We start from the raw sequence: 20,282 nt of genomic DNA on the forward strand, positions 1-20,282 counted from the left end.
GGCCGGAGGTCAGGCGGCCGTGCGGGCGTGGAGAGCTTTGGCGGTGGGGGAGTTGGGGGTTGCGGCGGGGTCGGCATGGGTGCCCAGGAGCCGATCGGCGGTGCCCGAGGTGGTGACGGTGAACCAGTAGTGCTCGTTCTTGAAGTGGTGCAGGCGGTGATTTCGCCAGACGGCCTTGAAAAGCCGGGTGCGGGGCTTGTAGTCGGTGTGGATGAGGTAGTGCGTCCACTCGTAATTCAGGCCGAGGACGCCCAGCACGGTCAGGAAGGTCAGGCCGAGACCGACGCGCGGAAAGGCCAGCAGCGCAATCAGAATCAGCGCCGGGAGCAGCCAGAGGAAGGTCTGCCAGGGGATGAACACGAGCGGGACATCGCGCGGATCGGCATGGTGCTCACGGTGTTTGCGAGCCAGCAGGGAATCGATGGTGACCGGGCCGATGCGGCGTGGCCGCCAGTGCAGCACGCAGACGTGAATCACCCACTCGGCGAGGGGAAACAGTGCCAGCATGACGACCGGCACCACCGCATCGGTGAGCTGCCAGTCGCCCACGACGAATCGTGCGGTCGCAGCGGTGGCGAGCATACCGGCGATGATCCACGGCGATGGCCGGCGAAGGAACACCGTGAACGCGTCGGACAGCGAAACCCGCTGACGGCGAGCGTGTTCGGCGGCGTCGGCGGCCAGCCGCCGGCGGGCGCGGCGGTCGATGTCGGCCTCGCGGGTGCGGTGCGCGCGAATCCTGTCGGCGATGGTCATGGTTGTACCTCCTCGAGGCGACGGATCACGGTGTCGAATTCCGTTGTCGCCGCGGACAACAGCCGATGGGCCGCCTGCCGGGCCGCGGTGGCGTCACCGGCCGTGACCGCGTCCGCGAGGGCCCGATACCGGTCGATCTGCCCCACCTCGGCCGCCATCACCTGCGCCAGTGCCACCATCGTCGGCTCATAGACGGCGCGCAGGTTGTTGAACAGCAGACGCAGCACGATCGAGTCCGCGGCGTCCACCAGGTGATCCCAGAACCCGAGGGCCTCGAGCTGCTGCGCCACCGGATCATGGTGAGCGGCAAGCGAGTGCACGGCATCGCGCAGCCGATCGGAGATCCGGGCACCGGCACGGTCGGCGGCCAGCGCGGCGACCTCGCATCCCATCGTCAGCCGCGTCTCGAGGATGCTGCGCAACACCGCGGTATCGAGTTTGCCGCGACGCACGATCAGGCGCGGCAGCATATCGACCCCGGCGAAGCGCCGGAAGTCCCGCACGGTCGTTGCCCCGCCCTGGCGGACTTCGACCAATCCGGCGTGCGCCAGCCGCTGCAGCGCTTCGCGCACCGTCGGCCGGGACACCCCGAGCGTCTCGGCCAGTTGTCGCTCGGCCGGTAGCGCTTGTCCCGGCGCGAGTTCGCCGTCGAGCACTTCGTCCACCAACTGCTCGAACACCGTGTCGGGAACGGTACGCCGATCGATCCGCTGCAGTGCCATGGGCCGACCATAGGCCGACTAATGGTAAGAGGTCAAGTGGTCAGACCAGTGGCCTCGGGGTCAGGTGAGAGGAAGGATCGCGCAGGTGGTGGTGGCGTGCGCATACAGCTTGCCGTCCTCGACCCCGGTCAAGCGGGCTTCGGCGGTGGCGATGGTGCGACCGACGTGGATGGCGGTGCCGGTGGCCCGGAGCTTGCCGGTGCGCGCGGTGACCGGGCGCAGCATATTGGCGTTGATCTGCGCCGTCGTATAACCGCGCCCACCCGGCAGCCGTGTCAGCACCGCCGAGCCCATGGCGGAGTCGAGCAGTGTCGTCAGGTAGCCGCCGTGGGCGGTGCCCATCGGGTTGTAGATGCGCTCGTCGGGCTCACCCTCGAAGACCGCAACGCCGGGCTCGACGGCGACGATCACGAAACCGAGGGTGTCGGAGATGGGCGCCTGGGGCCGCTCGCCGTCGACGATCGAGCGCAGTAAATCCAGACCGGTCTCGCTGTTTTCACTGTCCATGATCCGAGGCTAAGTCCGAGGCGGGCGGCGGGATCCTGTGATCCCCGTCGCGCCACGCCCCGCCCGGATCTACGGGGTGAGCTCCAGTTCCTCGTCCAAGGGGATGCCGCCCTCGATGGTGTGGGGGGTGCGGCGGCGGTTGGGGGAACCGAGGGCCGTGGTGAGATCCGAGCCGTCGTGTTCGGCGAGCAGATCCCTGGAGTCCCAGACCAGCAGGGTGGCGCTCACGGTGTTCTCGGCGGCGGAATGCGCGAGGTCGTAGTGGGCGCAGGCGGGGACGTGGTCGTAGGTGATCCACAGGTCGTAGCCGGTCATGAACAGGTCCAGGTCGAAATCCACCGACAGGCCCAGCAATTCGCTGCGACCGTTGTCGTCGACGCCGGCGAATGCCTCGTCCAGCGCCAGCAGGCGAGGAGCCTGCGGATCGGCGGAGTCGAGCATCACGTGGGCCGCGGCGAACAGCGGCAGATGCAGCGACACCGACTGTTCACCACCCGACAGCGCGCTGTGGCGGGCCACGGTGAGGCGGTCCTCGGTGCCGTCGGCGGTGATCAGGGTGAACGAGAACACCCGCCAGGTGCGGTAATCGAGTGTGGTGGCGAGGATTTCGGGGTAGGAGCGCTCGGGGTGCGCCGCGCGGGCGGCGCGGATCTCGGCGGCGAAGTGGGCACGGATGGTGGCCAGATCGTCGGGAGTCAGATCGGAGGCGTCGCGGTCGAGCAGCTTGCAGACCGCGCGCGCCGACTCCGACAGATTGTCGGCCAGCACCCAGTGCACGCCGATGGTGTTACCCGAGGACATCCGCCGCTGCTTCATCTCGGTACCCATGCGGGTGATGAGATCGCGGGCGTCGCAGGTGCGTTCGTGAATCTGCTGGGCCAGGCCGGTGAGCAGCGCATCTTCGAGGATGCGGCGTTCGGCGTCGGTGAGCAGCAGCTCCTGGTCGGCGCGGGCGCGACCGATCCGGTCGGCGAAATCGGCCAGCGGTGTGACGCCCTGATCGTCGTGCACCTGCACCACGGTCAGTCCGTCGGCGGCATCCCACTGCAGGCGATAGTCCTGGCGGGCGGCGGCGAGCGCGGCATCGAACTCCTGCAGGGCGGCGGTCACCGCGCTGCGCGTCGATTTGCGGGCTGCCTCACCGGCGCGCACGGATGTCGTTGCGGCGGAGAGGTTGTCGAAAAGCTCCTGCACCTCGTCGGGCAGCACCCGCAGCTCGGCGTCGGGGCCGCCGGTCTCGATCCGGTACAGCAGCTGTTCGGATGTGGACCAGGCGGCGTCGCTGCTGGGCCAGCGACTGTCCTCCGGAGCGCCGAGCAGGCTGAGCAGATCCGGGCGGGCATACGGCGCGAGGTGCCTGACATCGGCCAGCAACTCGGTCAGTGCGGTGCCCAGGGCGTCGTGGGCGGCCCGGTAGGAGCCCTCCGCGCTGCCGACCCCCTCGATGGCCTCGGCGGCGGCCTTGCGGGCCGCCTTCTGTTCGGCGCGTGCCGCTTCGATGCGGGCGCGGGCCTGCTCGAGTTCGCGGTCGATATCGGCGGCACCGGCGCCCAGGGCTTCCCGCAGGGTTTGCAGTTTGCGCAGTTGCTCCTCGTAGCCGGCGCGGGCGGCCTCGGCCTCCTCGGCGAAGGCCTCGGCCAGATCGCGCGCCTCGGCCAGCCGATCCTCGGCCTCGCGAACCCGTTCGTTCTCGCGCTGATGATCGCCGCGCAACCGCAGCAGCGCGGTGCCGGTGTTCTCGAAGTGGCGGATCGCGGCGGCCAGGGCATCCAATTCGGCGGGATCGCGCGGCGCCCGGTGCGCCGAGGCGACGGCGCGGACCTTCTTGTCGGCGGCGGTGAATTCGGCGACGGCCTGGTCGAGATCGCGGTCGGCTTGGGCGGCGGCCTCGGCGCGGGAGCGCAGCATGCCGGCCGCCTCCGACACCGCCCGCAGTGCCGTGGTGACGGCGCTGGTGCGCGGTAATGCCTTGGCGGCGGCCGAGATCCGGGCCAGTTCCGCTGTCGCCTCCTCCTGCTCGGCCCGCGCGGTCTGTTCGGCCTGTTCGGCGGCCTCGATGGCGACGGCGATCTCGGTCAGGCGCAGTTCGCGGCGGCGAGCACGGGCGGTGGCGCCGATGAATTCGGCGTGCGGTTTGGTATGGCGGCCCACTTGCACGCCTTGGCGGTAGCGGCCGTCGGCGGCGATCGTGACGGCCGTCGCCGGATCGAGGTCGGCGAGGCTCCCGCCGTCTTGCAGGGCGATCGAAGCCAGCACATCGGCCACGGCCTGTTCCGGGACGGCGATCGAATCCTCGACGGCCAGCACATCGGCGAGGGTGCGGCCGGACGGGCGGGACCCGGTCGGCAGCGGAACCAGGAATTGGTCCGAATCATGCGGGGGCAGCTCGTCGTTCGCGCAGATCCACCCGTCGAGCAGATCGGCGGCCTGCAGCGCGGCCTCGAGTGCGGCGGCCTGCTCGGGAGAGACGCCGTCGGCGAAGCGCACCAGCCGCCACAGCGGGGCGCCGGGGCGGCCGTCGCGGCTGTCGGTGCGTGCGGCGAAAGACGGTGGCGCATCATCGTTTTCGGCGGCCACCTGCTGCCGCTCGGCCGCCAGCTCGGCGGTGCGGGCCACCGCCTGCTCGGCGGCGGCGCGGGCCTGCTGGCGGCGGGCGCGGATCTCCTCGGTGAGCGGTTCGGTGCGCTCGGTGAGCACCTCGGCCAGACTGGGCGCATCGTCGGACCCGGCATCGGCCAGTGCGGAGTCGAGGGCTTCGAACAAACCGGAGCGCACGGGGGCGAGGATCTCGCGGTGGGCCTCCCACCATTCCCGCAGGACCGCGGCGGTATTCGAGCGAGCCAGGGTGACCGCGGCCTCGGCCTCGGCCAGCGCGGCGGCGGCCGTGTCGCGCTGTTCGCTCGCGCGTTGAGCGGCTCGCTCGGCCCGGGTGCGATCGGCGGCGGCCGCGTCGACCAGGGTCAGCGCCTGCCGGACCGCACGCACATCGGCATCGCGCTCCTCGGCGTGGCTGCGCACGGTGGTGGTGAGCTGCTCGGCACGTGCCTGTTCGGGCAGCGTCGCCCAGGCGATGCCCGCCTCCTCGGCGGCGGCGCGCAACTCGTCCTCACCGCGGGACAGGGCGCCGACCGCGGATTCGGCGGCGGCGCGGGCGCGTTCGGTCTCGCCGGTGCGCTGCTCCACGGTCTGCTGGGCCTTGGTCGCCTTGTCGCGGTGCACGGCCGCGGAGGTCTCGAGCCGCCGGACCGCATCGGCGAGGTCGTCGAGTTGTTGTTTGCCCTCGTAGGCGCTGGAGCGCTGCAGGGTTTCGCGATCCGACAGCGCCTGCTCGTAGGCGCGGTCGGCCTCCTCGGCGCGGACCTCGACCGCGGCGCGGTCGGCCTCCCGGCGCTCCCGCAACGCGGTGGCCGCGAACAGGGCCGTACTTGCGTGGGTGACCGCGTCCAGGCGCGCGCGGACCTGATCCACATCCGATTTGGCCTGCACCGCAAGGTATTTGCGATACACGTCGACGAAGGAGCGGGTGGCGGTGTCGGCTTGGACCAACCCCTCCAGGGTGCGGCCGACCTCCTCCATATCGCTGAAGGAGCGGGCCGCGTCGAGGATGAGCTGTTCGTCCAGCGGCCGCAAACCGTCGGTGAGCGCCTGGGAGAGCCCGCGCGGGTCCAGATTCTTGGCCAGCTGCGGGCGGCGCAGCGTGAGAATGAGATTGATCAGCTGGTCGTACCGCTGCAGCCCGAGCCCGAACATGCGCGCGTCGATGGCGGCGCGGTAGTCCACCGGCCGGTCCACGATGGCGTCGGTGCCGATCTGCTCGGCCAGCTGCTTGCGGGTCAGCGGCCTGTCGTCCGGGCCGATCAGCGAGAAGTCCACACCCACCCGGCCGTCGGCGACGAAGTACCAGCGGGTCACCTTGTCCGAGGAGCGGGTGGCGCGCATGCCGATGCCGACGGTCACGACCTCCGGCTCCGACCAGCGGCCGCGCGCGAACTCCATCCACACGTACGAGTACGCCGATTCCTGCTTGCGGTAGAGCAGATTCGACTTCATCGTCCGCTCTTCACCGGCGAACGGATTCAATCGCCGCGGCTCGATGCGCCCGTCGAAGACGAACGGGAACAACACCTCCAGCGCCTTGGTCTTACCCGACCCGTTCGGACCGCGCAGCACCAACCGCCCGTCGGCGAAGCAGAACTCCTGATCCCGGTAGTCCCACAGATTGATGATCCCCGCACGGGAAGGGACGAACCGAACACCACCATGAATGAGGTCCATCAACTACTCCATCCCCTTCCGTGCCATGCCTGATTCCCCGGGCCCCTGACGATTCTGCGCGAGCCGCCGCCTCCTGCCCAGCGCGAAGCCACAGCCGCACCCTCTCTTCGCAAATGCACCCTTTACGTCCGCTGGAAGGGGTGCGTCTGCACGAAAGGGGTGCGGCAGATAAACAGGTGATGCGCCCGGCGCAGGAGGGCGGGTAGCGTCGGTCATGCGGCACCGTCCGCTCGGGACTCGGTCTCCGGGGGTTGGGCGTGCGCGCCGAGTTTGGTTGCGGAGGCGAACAATTCGGTTTCGGCGCGGGTGCGGACGGTGACGACGGCGCCGCGATAGCGGGCCAGGGCGGGCAGGATCAGCAGTCCGTCGGTCAGGACCAGGACCAGACGCAGGCGTTCCAGGAGGGCGACGACCTCCTTGGTGAGGCCCGGGACGTCGGCCTGCCACTGGGCGGCGAAGGTGGAACCGTAGCGGTCGGTGAGGGCCTGGACGGTCTCGTCGATCCACGACGAAGGGATGAACGGATGTTCGGGAATCTCGGCCGCGTCCTCGGTATCGGACGAATCCTCTTCGGAGGCAAAGGGATCCGGTGGCAGGGCCAGGGGAGCGAAGACGGTGGATTCGGGAATCGCGCTGTCGAGCTGGTCGATCAGAGCCGTCGACGGCTCCGGCAGCGGGCGGCGCGCGACCGGGTTGTCGATGTCGAGCACCAGATCGGCGATCTCACCGATCAGCAGCAGTGCCACCTGGGCCAGGGTGCCGGTGCTGGGGAAACGGATGTCGGTGAAACGGCCCGAGGTGTCGATGAGGGCGACGCCCTCGGCGCGGCGTTCGGCGCGCAGGCCGGTCAGCAACTCGACCTCCCTGACGAGTTTCTCCGACCCCAGCGCGGTGCGTTCGTCGCCGGTCAATTCCTCGGCGTACACCACCGGCCGTTCGACCAGTGCCCGGCGCACGCGGCGCGCCACGGCCGCACGCGCCTGCGGCGTGGAACCCGGTGCGCGACCGTCGGATTCATCCGCGAACAGCCCGCGCACACTCTGCAGATGCTGCAGCACCCGGGGCGGACGGAAGATCGCGAACACCACCGAGCGGTCGATATCGTAGAGCGCCTCACCGGCCTCCGGATCGGCGGCCCAGCCGCCCGCATCGCCGTCGGCGAGGGTGAGGGCGCCGCGGGCGGCCAGCCAAGCGACGGCGTCGACGAAGGCGTCGCGGTCCGCGGCGCGATCGGTGGACAGCTCCAAACCATCGACGCGTGTCGCATACGCGGCGACCTGATCGGCCAACTCCGACAACGTAGTTTGGTCACCCGCGCGGCCGAGCGCGGCCAGCGCCAGCGCCAGATACGCATAGCGGCGCCGATCGAATACCCGCTCGGCCGGGGTACGGGCGGGCCGACCGGCGTCGAGGTGGTCCAGCACCGGAAACAGCCGGGCGGTGGTCTCGGTGACCTCCAGCCGATACCCGAACAGTTCGGCCAGATCCTCCCGCAGTTCGGTGGCCCACCGCCGAATCAGCGGCAGCGCAATGCGATCGGGATAGGTGCGGGTCACCAGATGATTGGCCAGCATGATGCGCGCGGCGCGCTGATAGCTGTCCAGCGCCAGCGAGTCGATGGTGCGGGCGTGCATCACGCCCGCCCGGAGGCGGTCCGGGCACGCGAGTTCTCGCGCACGCTCAACCGCCGGTTGTTCAGATGTAGCAGCCCTCGCGCGGTGCGCACCACCGTGGGCCCGTCGTGTTCGGAGACCGTGAGCGTGACGCCACTGTCGGAGCCCGTGGTGCTCACACGCCCACTCACCGGCACCCACGCCGTCGAGGCCGCATCCAGTAGCCGCAGCAGGACCTCGGTTTCACGTTCGTCGAGCACCCGCTCGTGCACATCGGCGGAGGCGAGGGCGCGGGCCGCCTCGGCCCGGGCCCGCTGCGCATCCAGCTGCGCCTCGCGCAGCCGCCGAATACCGGCGTCGTTGCGTTGGATGCGCGACGGCGCGCCCGGCGACGGGGGCCTGCCGGTTTCGGCGAGGGTGCGCGCGATCTCCAACGGCGGTGCGTCCCACCAGGATCGGATCGGGGGGATGATATCGGCGTCGGGATGTTCCATCGACAGGTGCCGCGGCCGGCTCAGCCCGAAGACCGCGTCGAACAGTGCGTGCGCGCACTCGGTGGTCGGCGCGGCGGTGAACCAGCCGGCGAGGTGGCGCAGCGCCGACTCGCGGCTGATCCCGCCTTTCCGCGTTTCGGTGACCCGGCGCAGCAGTGACAGCACCGCCGCGATGGCGCTCATGGTCGCCTCGCGCAACCGCTCCGCCTCGGTCCCCGAATTGCCTTCGCCCACGACAGTTTCGGCGGCGGTGGCCACGAACCAGCCGCGCAGACCCTGCCAGCGCGCCCGCCAGTCCGCCTCCCGCTCGGACACGCTCAGCAGCACTCGTTCGTCGCAGGCGCCCGCGCGCGCGATGAGCTCGTCCACGCCGGTGTCCTCCACCTCGGCGATGGCGGCGGCCAGCCGCGGCGCGAATCGTGCCAGATCCATGCTGAATTCGCGCATATGGGCCAGCAGCGCATCCTTGTGCGCCAGAAACGATTCGGGTGTCGCCTCGGTGGTGCGTACCAGGTCGCCGAGCGTCAGATAGAAGTGAGCGGCCCGGTCGGCGAGCTCCGACAGCGCCGTGTCGAGACGTTTGAGGATGCGGTAGACCCGTTCGGCGTCCCCGGTCCGGTTGGCCTTGGCCAGTGCCTGCAGATCGGCGAGCAGTTCCGGCAGTACCAGCCGCGACAGCGACGCCTCGTCCAGCCGCGCTCCCAGCACCTCGGTGATCGCGCGATACGCCTGATATCCGGACTGGGAGAACTGGTAGACGAAATGCCGGTTCCGGTACTCGGCCAGCGTCGCCGCGCGCGTGCCGTCGTAACTGCGCTCGAGTACACCCCACTGATGCAGCTGCTCCAACAGCGGACCGACCTCGGTCGCGGTCAGCCGCGGCGCCTCCGGAAAGCGGGTCAGAGCCTCGGCGACATCGCTGGCATGCAGCAACACCACGTAGGCGGCGCGGGCGTGATCGAAGGCCCGCAGCACCCACAGATACTCGCCACGCTTCTCCGCCGTCGCGAACGAGAACAGCCGCAGCCGCTCCTCGACGGCCGCCCCGTCGAATCCGGCGGGTGCGAACACCACACGCCCGCGCTCGAGGGAATCGAACAGCGCGGGCGCGTCGGGCAGCAATCCTTCAGCGGACTCGGTCACCGGGAAGAGGGTAGTACCGACCCGGGCCGCGGTGACGCGTGCCCGGGTGTCGGCGTGCCGTGGCCGCCCGATCTGCCGGAACCGGCAGGAATCAGTCGACTCCGGCGGCGACGGCGGCCCGTTCGACGGTGAGCAGACTCTCCTCGCTGTGTTCGGCGTGGTAGGCGCGTCCGCCGCCGTTGAGACCGAACAGTCGCTTCGACCACAGCAGCCAGACGACGGCCGCGATGTTGACCAGCAGCGCACCCAGGCGCAGCGCCGTGATCCGCTCGGTCAATTCGTAGATCTCGATCGGCAGGAAGATGCTGGTCGCGATGACCGCGAAGTACTCGCCCCAGCGCTGCACCAGCCACAGCCCCACGGCCTCGATGATCTCGATGGCCGCATAGACCAGCAACCCGACGGCGATCCAGGTGAGCGTGGTCGGCGAGAGGGTCCACCCCTTCTCGATGAAGTGCACGATCTTCGAATTGTCCGGATCCCAGCCGATCTGGTCGGCCAGCGGTCGGATCAGCGGCATCTCCTTGTCGAAGGCGGCCTTCAGCCGGTCCTGCGAATTGCGCACCTTGAACACCCCGGCCGCCAGCGCGATGAACACCAGGCCGCGCAGAACCCGCTCGACGGCAAGGAACCGCATGATGAACCGGTCGCGCAGCAGTCGCCCCCGCGGCACCTCCGGCGCCTCGTCGGCCGGACCGCGCTGCCTGGGCTCACCGACCACGAAGTCGCCGCAGCGCAGGCACCGCCACGCCGGTCCGGCCGGTGTCGAAACGTGCAGGCGCGCCGCCAGATCCGCCTCGTCCGGCGCGTAGGTGGCATGCCCGCGCCACGAGCAACTCCGCAGACTGAAGTCCATTCGACGCAGACTAGCAACAGTTCAGCCAGCTGCCAGGGACCGCAGTTGATCGAGGTAATCGCGGGTGCGGGGGTCGCCCGGGAAGCGTTCGATCATTTCGCGGGCCGCCTCGCCCGCGATCCACAGCAGCGACGGCAGGGAGCGGCGCTTGCCCGTGAAGGCGCGTATGCCCTCGTCGACGGCCAGTTCCAGATTGCGGTCGCGCACCGCCACCACCGCGAGGGTGAGCTGTGCCTCCGACACCCGCATCGGTTTGCGGACCGTGCCGTCGAGACCGGTCGAGGTGCGGATCACCTGGCGCGCATAGGTTTCGGCCAGGCGGTCGTCGCCCGCGACCCGGCAGCAATCCATGGCGTAGAAGTCGAACTTCTGCGGATCGACCACGAAGTGGTTGTCCAGATTGGCCGGATGGTCGAGTCGCTCGAGAATTGCTCGGCCTCGATTCAGGGCCGCCTCCATGGCTTGCCGGTCGCCGATGCGGGCCCACGCCTTTGCCTGCTGCGCGGCCAACTGCACACCCACGCCCTGCTGCCCGACGGTTGCCAGTCCGGCATCGGCGGCCTCGATCGCGCCGCGGTAATTGCCCTGGGTGAGGGCGAACCAGGCCGCCATTTCCGCTCCCCAGCCTTGGATTTCGGCGTGTTCGGCCTCCTGCCCGAGCGATAGTGCGGCGCGCCGGGTGGCCTCGGCGGTGGTGCGCCAGCCCAGGTCGTAATCCACACACCCGACCAGCAGTGCGACCCAACCGGCCAGCACCAGCACCTCGCGATGCTGAGCCAACGTAAGCCGACCGTCCAATAGGGACGTGATGCGCCGCAGCCACGCCGTCCCCTCGGTGTGCAGTTGCTGCGGGTCGGCACAAGGGTATTCGCAGCACAGCCGTTCGGCGGTGATGCGGATGGCGTCCAGGGTTGCCGACGACACATCCGACATGCGTAGACGCCCGATGAACTCGAGGGTGTCCATCCCCGTGGACGACAACAGTTCGTCGTCGCGGTTGGGACGGGCCTTCGGGAAGAATGCCGCGGTCACGGTGTCGAATGCGGCGGCGATGATCGGCGCGTAGAAATCGTCCGGGCGCGACTCGCCCGATTCCCAGCGGCGCCAGTTCCGCAGCAGAGTGCTATCTGTCGGTAGGTTGTGAGATGACTTGGCGCGCATCGCGCGGACGGCGTCGGCTTGTGACCACCCCCGGGCGTCGCGTTCCGAGCGCATTCTGACAGCCCAGACAGGTCGGTCGTCACCAGCGGTCACCTCTGTAGTATCCCACCAGTTAACGCAAGATGGCCCGGATAGGGCACGCAGATGTCCCCGTATTGACATCTGCAATTGCATCTGCGAGTACCGCATGCTGATAGTGGGCCGTTTGCCGACCCGACGCAGTACCCCGCCATGGCCTTGCCCATGGCCGGGGAATCCAAACAAGAGAACAGCGAATCCCAGTCCACATCCAAATCGGAGGTTCGGGTGGAAGCGTTGATCTATGGATACGTGCGTGACGACCTGGCCGACGGCCAGACCGAAGAGCTCGAGGATGCGATGTGCAGCCTCGCCGCCTCGGCAGGACTCTGCTTCGCCGCGACGTTCCATGAATCCACCCCTGGCGACGGCACCGCCTTCGCGGAGCTGACCGCCGAACTCAAGCGTGCCGACGCCCACCACGTGGTTGTTCCGTCACTGGACCACCTTGCCGGGCAGACGATTCCCCGTGATCTGCTGATCGCCAAGCTCGCTCACGAAGCGGAGGCGCGCGTCTGGACCGTCGAGAGCTGAATCCGGCAGTGCTCCCACCGGCCTCGGTGCGCCACGCTCGTCAGAGTCCGAAACCGCCCGGTCGGCCGCGACGGCGCAGATACTTCTCGAATTCGGCGGCGATGGCGTCGCCGTCGATCTTGGACATGGTCTCGTTGAGATCGAGGGCGGCATCGCCGCGCTCCTCGAGCGAGCGCACGTATTCGGTGACCTCTTCGTCGCCGGCGGTCATCTCGTCGACCGCCGACTCCCAGTCCTCGGCCTGGGCGGGCAGCTCGCCCAGCGGGACCTCGATGTCGAGCACGTCCTCCACCCGGTGCAGCAGGGCGATGGTGGCCTTCGGATTGGGTGGTTGGGATACGTAGTGCGGCACCGCGGCCCAGAAGGAGATGGCAGGGACGCCCGCCCGCACGCAGGCATCCTGCAGGACGCCGGTGATACCGGTCGGTCCCTCGTAGCGGGTCTGTTCCAGATTGAACCGCTCGGCCGCCTCCTTGCTGTAGGCGGTGCCGGTGACGGGCACGGGGCGGGTGTGCGGGGTGTCGGCGAGCAGGGCGCCGAGGATGACAACGGTTGAGACACCGAGCTGTTCGACCAGTTCGAGGATGTCGTTGCAGAAACTGCGCCAGCGCATATTCGGTTCGATACCGTGCAGCAGGACGACATCGCGATCGCTGCCGGGCGGGGAGCAGACCGACAGCGTGGTCGACGGCCATTGGATCTCGCGGGTGACCCCGTCCACCTGACGCACGGTGGGCCGATTCACCTGGTAGTCGTAATAATCCTCGGAGTCCAATTCGGCTAGGGGTTCGGCGTCCCAGATCAGTTCCAGATGTTCCACAGCCCCGCTGGCGGCATCGGCCGCGTCGTTCCAGCCCTCGAAGGCGGCGACGAGCACCGGATCGCGCAGCGTAGGCAGTTCCGGATCGGGTGTTGCACTGGGGTTCACTCGCACAGCCTACGGGGTGAGGGCCTGGCTGTTCACCGCATATGCTTCGATCGCGCGTGTCGGCACCACCGTAAATGTGGTCCACGCCACGTCACCCCGGTCGGGCCCTGCTCTGCGGTCGGGATTGTCTGCGGTTCCCACTACTCTTGAGTACATGTCTGTGTCCTCGGGTGCCGCGTTCGATACCACGCTTCTCGACACGCTGTCCAAGCGCGTCGTGATCGGCGACGGTGCGATGGGCACCATGTTGCAGGCGGCGGATCTCACGCTGGACGATTTCCGCGGCCTGGAGGGCTGTAACGAGATCCTCAACGACACCCGCCCCGACGTGCTGCGCACAATTCATCGCGCGTATTTCGAGGCCGGGGCCGATGCGGTGGAGACCAACACCTTCGGTTGCAATCTTCCCAATCTGGCCGATTACGACATTGCGGACAGAATTCGGGATCTGGCCGAGCGCGGCACTCGGCTGGCCCGCGAGGTGGCCGACGAGATGGGCCCGACCCCCTACGGAACCCCGCGCTATGTGCTGGGGTCGATGGGTCCGGGCACCAAACTGCCGACGCTGGGGCACGCCCCCTTCGCGTCGCTGCGCGATGCGTACACCGAGGCGGCGCTCGGCATGCTCGACGGCGGTGCCGACGCGATCCTGATCGAGACCTGCCAGGACCTGCTGCAGGTGAAGGCCGCCGTGACGGGCAGCCGGCGCGCGATGGCCAAGGCCGGGCGGCGCATCCCGATCATCACCCACGTCACCGTGGAGACCACCGGCACCATGCTGGTCGGCAGCGAGATCGGCGCGGCCCTGACCGCGATCGAGCCGCTCGGCGTCGACATGATCGGCCTGAACTGCGCGACCGGTCCGGACGAGATGAGCGAACACCTGCGGCATCTGTCCAAGCATGCGCGGCTGCCGGTGTCGGTGATGCCGAATGCGGGCCTGCCGGTGCTCGGCGCCAACGGCGCGGAGTATCCGCTCACGCCCGAGGAACTGGCGGCCGCGCTGCGCGGTTTCGTCACCGAATTCGGCCTGGCCCTGGTGGGCGGCTGCTGCGGCACCACCCCCGAACACATCAGCCAGGTGGCCGCGGCCGTGGCCGAGGTGCAACCGGCCGCCCGCACGCCAGAGCACGAGCCCGCCGTGTCGAGCATGTACACCGCGGTGCCGTTCGAGCAGGACGCCTCGATCCTGATGATCGGTGAGCGCACCAACGCCAACGGCTCCAAGGCGTTCCGGGAGGCGATGCTGGCGGGCGACTGGCAGAAGTGCCTGGACATCGCCAAGGACCAGACCCGCGACGGCGCCCACATGCTCGACCTGTGCGTGGACTACGTGGGCCGCGACGGCACGGCCGATATGGCCGAGCTGGCCTCGCGGCTGGCCACCGCGTCGACGCTGCCGATCATGCTGGACTCCACCGAGACCGCGGTGCTGCAGGCCGGACTCGAGCATCTGGGCGGGCGCTGCGCGATCAACTCGGTCAACTACGAGGATGGCGACGGCCCGGATTCGCGGTTCCAGCAGACCATGAAGCTGGTCGCCGAGCACGGTGCCGCGGTGGTCGCGCTGACCATCGACGAGGAGGGCCAGGCCCGCACGGCGGAGAAGAAGGTCGAGATCGCCGAGCGGCTGATCGCCGACATCACCGGCAACTGGGGTCTGGCCGAGAGCGACATCATCATCGACACCCTGACCTTCACCCTGGGCACCGGTCAGGAGGAGTCGCGCCGCGACGGCATCGAAACCATCGAGGCCATCCGCGAACTCAAGCGCCGCCACCCGGATGTGCAGACCACGCTGGGCCTGTCGAATATCTCCTTCGGTCTGAATCCGGCGGCCCGGCAGGTGCTGAATTCGGTGTTCATGCACGAATGTGTGGAAGCCGGACTGGATTCGGCGATCGTGCACGCCTCGAAGATCCTGCCGATGAGCCGGATCCCGGACGAGCAGCGGGAGACCGCGCTCGATCTGGTCTACGACCGCCGCACCGAGGACTACGACCCGCTGCAGAAGCTGATGGCGCTGTTCGAGGGCGTGTCGGCGTCGTCGTCGAAGGCGTCGCGGGCCGAGGAGCTGGCGGCGCTGCCGCTGTTCGAGCGGCTGGAGCGGCGCATCGTCGACGGCGAGAAGGCCGGGATGGAGGCCGATCTCGACGAGGCCATGCAGCAGGTGCCGCCGCTGCAGATCATCAACGAGACCCTGCTGTCGGGCATGAAGACCGTCGGCGAACTGTTCGGCTCCGGGCAGATGCAGCTGCCGTTCGTGCTGCAGTCCGCCGAGGTGATGAAGGCCGCGGTCGCGTATCTGGAACCGCATATGGAGGCCACCGACGACTCCGGGAAGGGCCGGATAGTGCTGGCCACCGTCAAGGGCGATGTGCACGATATCGGCAAGAATCTGGTCGACATCATCTTGTCCAACAACGGCTACGAGGTGGTCAATCTCGGTATCAAGCAGCCGATCTCGGCGATCCTGGACGCCGCGCTGGACAAGAAGGCCGATGTCATCGGCATGTCCGGGCTGCTGGTCAAATCGACCGTGGTGATGAAGGAAAACCTCGAGGAGATGAACACCCGGGGGATGGCCGAGCAGTTCCCGGTGCTGCTCGGTGGCGCGGCGCTGACCCGCTCCTACGTCGAGAACGACCTCACCGACGTCTACGAGGGCGATGTGCACTACGCCCGCGACGCGTTCGAGGGCCTGCGGCTGATGGACGACATCATGACCCGCAAGCGCGGCGGCAGCGTCGACGCCGACAGCCCGGAGGCGATCGCCGAGCGCGAGAAGGCCGCCGAACGCAAGGCCCGCCACGAGCGCTCCAAGCGCATCGCCGCCGAGCGCCGCGCCAAGGAGGCGCCCGTCGAGGTGCCCGAGCGTTCGGATGTGGCCGCCGACCTACCGGTCGCGGTGCCGCCGTTCTGGGGTACGCGTGTGGTCAAAGGCCTTGGCGTGCACGAGTATTCGGGTCTGCTCGACGAGCGCGCGCTGTTTCTCGGCCAGTGGGGGCTGCGCGGCCAGCGCGGTGGCGACGGACCCACCTACGAGGAGCTGGTGGAGACCGAGGGACGCCCGCGGCTGCGCTACTGGCTGGATCGGCTGACCGCCGAGGGCGTGCTGCAGCATGCCGCGCTCGTCTATGGGTATTTCCCGGCTGTGTCCGAAGGCGACGAGGTGATCGTGCTGACCGAACCGGATCCCGGTGCGCCGCAGCGCTATCGGTTCCGTTTCCCCCGTCAGCAACGCGACAGGTTCCTGTGCATTGCCGATTTCGTGCGTTCGCGCGAACTCGCGGCACAAAAGGGACAGGTGGATGTGCTGCCGTTCCAGTTGGTGACCATGGGCCAGCCGATCGCCGATTTCGCCAACGAGTTGTTCGCGGGCAATAATTACCGTGATTACCTCGAGGTCCACGGCATCGGTGTGCAGTTGACCGAGGCGCTGGCCGAATACTGGCATCGTCGCATCCGCGAAGAGCTTGTGCTGGAAGGACATTCGGTCGCCGACGAAGATCCGGCCGACGTCCAGGACTACTTCAAACTCGGCTATCGCGGTGCGCGATACTCCTTCGGGTACGGCGCCTGCCCGGATCTCGAGGATCGCGCGAAACTGGTATCGCTGTTGGAGTCCGAGCGCATCGGTGTGACATTGTCGGAGGAGTTGCAACTGCATCCGGAGCAGTCGACGGATGCCTTCGTCCTGCTGCATCCGGAAGCGAAATACTTCAACGCATAAGGTTTTTGGAATTCCGGGCTCTACGCAGAGTGGCAGAGTGGCTCGGCGTGTGAGCGCAGGAGGGGTACAACAACATGACGGCAGACCGGCTGATCGCGGGGCGGTATCGACTCGGTGACCCCATCGGCACGGGAGCGATGGGTGTCGTATGGCGGGCCACCGATGTGCGGCTGCGACGGACCGTCGCGGTCAAACAGCTGCTGCTGGCACCCGGTCTGACCCGTTCGCAGGCGCTCGAGGCGAAGATGCGGGCCATGCGCGAGGGCCGGATCGCCGCGCGGCTGCACCACCAGAACGCCGTGACCGTCTTCGATGTCGCCGAGGAGGACGGCCAGCCGTGGCTGGTGATGGAGTACGTCGACGCGCCGAGCCTGGCCGCGCTCATGCGGGAGAAGGGACCGCTGGATCCGCAGGAGGTGGCGCGGATCGGGGCCAAGGTGGCCGGGGCGCTGGCCGCCGCCCACGATGCCGGGATCGTGCACCGGGATGTGAAGCCCGCCAACATCCTGGTCTCCGACAGCGGCACGGTGAAAATCACCGACTTCGGCATCTCGCGGGCGGTCGGCGACGTCACTGTCACCTCGACCGGATTCCTCGCCGGAACCCCGGCATATCTGTCGCCGGAGATCGCACGCGGGGAGAATCCGGAACCCTCCTCGGACGTGTTCGCGCTGGGCTCGACGCTGTATGCGGCTGTGGAGGGCGCACCGCCCTTCGGTGAGGGCGACAATCCGCTCGCCGTGCTGCATTCGGTGGCGCGCGCGCAGGTGCCCGAGCCGAAGCGGGCCGGGCCGCTCGGTCCGGTGCTGATGGCGTTGCTGGCCGCCGAGGCGGCCGACCGCCCGAGCATGCGCAAGGCGCAGGAGGCGTTGGAGGCGGTCGCCGAGGGACGCACGTCGTCGATCACCCCGGCGGCCACGAAGGTGCTGCCGAAGCCCACCGAAGCCGTGGACGCGGCCGCCGCCACCACCGTGTTGTCGTCCGCACCCACCACCGCACCGATCGGCAACGCCGACGATCCGACCGTGCACGTCGCGGCCGGGGCCGGTGCGGGCGGCACCACCCCGGCGGCAAGGACTGCGCTGCAACCGGATTCGGGCGACGATGCGCGCCGTCGCCGCCTGCTCGCGCTGGGTGCCGCGGCCGTCGCCCTCGTCGTGGTGATCGTCGCCATTGCGGCCGTCGCGCTGAACGGCAACAAGGACGACGGTAGCGGCTCGACCGCGGCGGACACCTCGGCCGTCGGCCCGGGTCCCGTGTCCCCGGAGCCGTCGGCCGCGGGTATCGCCCCGGCCCCCGCCCAGTCCACCGGCCACGCCGCGGCCACCACGACCGCCCCGCCCTCGACCAGCGCCGCCGCCTCGAGCACCCCGTCGGCGACGCCGTCGCCCTCGAGTTCGCCCGCGCAGCCCAGCACCACCACACCCCCGGTCGTCACGACCACCCCGTTCGGCCCGCCCCGGCCCGCCGATGTCAACGGGCTGGTCTACGGCTATTACGGCATGCTGCCGGGCAATACATCGGGCGCGTGGAGCATGCTCTCGCCCGGCTATCAGGCGCAGACCGGTGGATACCAGTCCTATGCCAGCTGGTGGTCGACCATCGCGTCGGTGACCGTCAACAGCGTCACGCAGAACGGTCCCGACAGCGCGGTCGCCTCGCTGACCTACCGGAAGAAGGGCGGTGAGGTCACCTCCGAAACCCGGTGGTTCCGATTCGACTCGTCCAGCGGTCGGCTGCTGATCACCGCGTCCGGCACATAACCGACAGGAGTATGAGTGAGCAAGCGACCGGTCGCCGTGTTGTGGGATATGGACGGGACCCTGCTGGATTCGGAGAAGCTCTGGGATATCGCGATGCGGGAGCTGTCGGTCGAATTGGGCGGGGAGATGACCGACGCTACGCGGCATGCGCTCATCGGGGCCGCGGCCCCGGATGCGTTGCGGATCACCTTCGCCGGGTTGGGAATCGAGCCGACCGGGGAACAGATGCGGGCGGCGGGGGAGTGGATGGACAAGCGCGTCGTCGAGTTGATGACCGGGCCGCTGCCCTGGCGCCCCGGTGCCGAGGACGCCATGGCGACCGTGCGGGCGGCCGGATTCCGGACCGGGTTGGTCACCAATACGAAACGGTCCGTCACCGAACTGTGCCTGGACACCCTCGGCCGGAAGCATTTCGACATCACCGTGTGTGGCGACGAGGTCGAGCGCGGCAAACCGGCACCGGATCCGTACCTGCGTGCCGCCGAACTTCTCGGCGTCGCACCGGAAGACTGTGTCGCCGTGGAGGATTCGCCCACCGGTTCGCAGGCCGCCGCCGCGGCGGGGTGCGCGGTGCTGGTGGTCCCGTGTGAGGTGCCGGTCCCGGTGCGTCCCGGAGTGGTCGTGCGCGACTCGCTGATCGGGCTGACGGCGGCGGACATCCACGAGCTACGAGCTGTTTGTGGACGCGAATAGTTCCGACTCGCATTGCTACTCGTCGGTTTGTGAGGTTTCCCAACGATCCGGTCGAATCCGCCCTGTGGTCATCCGTGGTCGGTCACAATGGTCGGCATGGTGGCGGCGAGCGGGGGTCGGGCAGACGCGTGTGCCTCGGAAGGCACTGGGGGAGAGGACGAGTCACGAGCACTGGCAACGGTAGTCGATACCGCTCGGTATCCGCTGGCTGATCCGCAGGATGTGGGCTGGCTCGAGGTGGTCGACCGGGCCCGGCGAGATCTGGCCGCCGACGGGTGCACGGTGCTTCCCGGTTTCATTCGCCCGGAACTGCTGGACACCTTGCGCGCCGAGGGCGCCGCACTGGCTCCGCGGGCGTACTACACGGTCGAAAAGGTCAACGCCTACAACATCCCGCTCGATACCGAACTGCCGCCGGATCACCCCGGTCGGATCGTGCTCGAACGCGGAAACGCCTTCGTGGCACGCGATCTCATTCCGCGCGACGCGCTGATCCAGGTGCTGTACACCCATCCGCTGTTCCAGCGCTTCATCGCCGACTGCTTCGGGCTGGCCGACCTGCACGAGTTCTCCGACCCGCTGGCCGGTCTGTGCCTGAACGTGGTGGCACCGGGCATGTCGCACCCCTGGCACTTCGACACCAACGAATTCACCGTCTCCATGCTCACCCAGGCACCGGATACGGGCGGCGTCTTCGAATATTGCCCCGGCATCCGGTCCGCCGAGGCCGAGAACTTCGCCGACGTGCACGCGGTGCTGACCGGCGGCGGTGAGCGTTTCGTGCGACGCCTCGCGCTGCGGCCGGGCGATCTGCAACTGTTCCAGGGGCGATTCTCGCTGCATCGGGTCTCGCCGGTCGCCGGGGCCACCCAGCGGCACACCGCGATCTTCGCCTACAACCAGCGGCCCGGAGTCATCGGCAACGTCGAACGCACCCGGCAGCTGTTCGGGCGCGTGCTTCCCGACCATTTCGCTGCCGCAGGCAAGACCGTCCGCGGAGATCGATTGCTCGACTGAGAGGATGCG

The 20,282-nt window shown here is 68.8% G+C and carries 14 protein-coding genes; 5 read left to right on the forward strand and 9 right to left on the reverse strand.

The features are described 5' to 3' along the window. Positions 1-9: 9 nt before the first annotated feature. From IU452_RS22695 to IU452_RS22730, 8 genes are all read right to left on the reverse strand, one after another. Positions 10-756, reverse strand: a complete 747-nt coding sequence (locus IU452_RS22695; RefSeq protein WP_195111128.1) for a sterol desaturase family protein — start codon at positions 754-756, stop codon at positions 10-12. Continuing rightward, positions 753-1,478, reverse strand: coding sequence for a FadR/GntR family transcriptional regulator (locus tag IU452_RS22700; protein ID WP_195111129.1), 726 nt, complete (start codon positions 1,476-1,478; stop codon positions 753-755). The genes IU452_RS22695 and IU452_RS22700 overlap by 4 nt, the downstream gene beginning before the upstream one ends. A 60-nt stretch (positions 1,479-1,538) precedes the next feature. After that, entirely contained in the window at positions 1,539-1,985 is a 447-nt protein-coding gene (locus tag IU452_RS22705; RefSeq protein WP_195111130.1) for a PaaI family thioesterase, read from the reverse strand. 69 nt (positions 1,986-2,054) lie between these two features. Then, positions 2,055-6,260, reverse strand: a complete 4,206-nt coding sequence (locus IU452_RS22710) for a TIGR02680 family protein (RefSeq protein WP_195111131.1) — start codon at positions 6,258-6,260, stop codon at positions 2,055-2,057. A 212-nt stretch (positions 6,261-6,472) separates the two neighbouring features. Then, positions 6,473-7,894, reverse strand: a complete 1,422-nt coding sequence (locus tag IU452_RS22715; protein ID WP_195111132.1) for a TIGR02678 family protein — start codon at positions 7,892-7,894, stop codon at positions 6,473-6,475. Further along, positions 7,894-9,393, reverse strand: a complete 1,500-nt coding sequence (locus IU452_RS22720; protein ID WP_195111302.1) for a TIGR02677 family protein — start codon at positions 9,391-9,393, stop codon at positions 7,894-7,896. The genes IU452_RS22715 and IU452_RS22720 overlap by 1 nt, the downstream gene beginning before the upstream one ends. Before the next feature lie 208 nt (positions 9,394-9,601). After that, entirely contained in the window at positions 9,602-10,366 is a 765-nt protein-coding gene (locus IU452_RS22725; protein ID WP_195111133.1) for a DUF2127 domain-containing protein, read from the reverse strand. 21 nt (positions 10,367-10,387) lie between these two features. Continuing rightward, positions 10,388-11,581: an XRE family transcriptional regulator gene (locus IU452_RS22730; RefSeq protein WP_228818526.1), complete on the reverse strand. Its 1,194-nt coding sequence runs from the start codon at positions 11,579-11,581 to the stop codon at positions 10,388-10,390. A gap of 177 nt (positions 11,582-11,758) precedes the next feature. On the opposite strand from IU452_RS22730, the gene IU452_RS22735 reads away from it, so the two are divergent. After that, positions 11,759-12,139, forward strand: coding sequence for a hypothetical protein (locus IU452_RS22735; protein ID WP_228818527.1), 381 nt, complete (start codon positions 11,759-11,761; stop codon positions 12,137-12,139). Positions 12,140-12,179: 40 nt separating this feature from the next. Here IU452_RS22735 and IU452_RS22740 read toward each other — a convergent pair whose 3' ends face one another. Further along, entirely contained in the window at positions 12,180-13,067 is an 888-nt protein-coding gene (locus IU452_RS22740; RefSeq protein ID WP_195111134.1) for a PAC2 family protein, read from the reverse strand. A 154-nt stretch (positions 13,068-13,221) separates the two neighbouring features. Here IU452_RS22740 and metH point away from each other — a divergent pair, with 154 nt between their 5' ends. The 4 genes from metH (at position 13,222) to IU452_RS22760 (ending at position 20,273) form a co-directional block, all read left to right on the forward strand. After that, a complete protein-coding gene (metH, locus tag IU452_RS22745) occupies positions 13,222-16,800 on the forward strand; it encodes a methionine synthase (protein ID WP_195111135.1) in 3,579 nt (1,192 codons plus the stop codon). Between the two features lie 74 nt (positions 16,801-16,874). Then, positions 16,875-18,563, forward strand: a complete 1,689-nt coding sequence (locus IU452_RS22750; protein WP_195111136.1) for a protein kinase domain-containing protein — start codon at positions 16,875-16,877, stop codon at positions 18,561-18,563. A gap of 15 nt (positions 18,564-18,578) precedes the next feature. Then, positions 18,579-19,256 carry an HAD family phosphatase gene (locus IU452_RS22755; RefSeq protein WP_324192762.1) on the forward strand — a complete coding sequence of 226 codons (678 nt, stop codon included), beginning with the start codon at positions 18,579-18,581 and terminating at the stop codon, positions 19,254-19,256. A 222-nt stretch (positions 19,257-19,478) separates the two neighbouring features. Continuing rightward, positions 19,479-20,273 carry an arpA protein gene (locus IU452_RS22760; RefSeq protein WP_324192763.1) on the forward strand — a complete coding sequence of 265 codons (795 nt, stop codon included), beginning with the start codon at positions 19,479-19,481 and terminating at the stop codon, positions 20,271-20,273. Positions 20,274-20,282 lie beyond the last annotated feature (9 nt).

This window comes from Nocardia transvalensis (genome assembly GCF_015477765.1).
GTDB lineage: Bacteria > Actinomycetota > Actinomycetes > Mycobacteriales > Mycobacteriaceae > Nocardia > Nocardia transvalensis_A.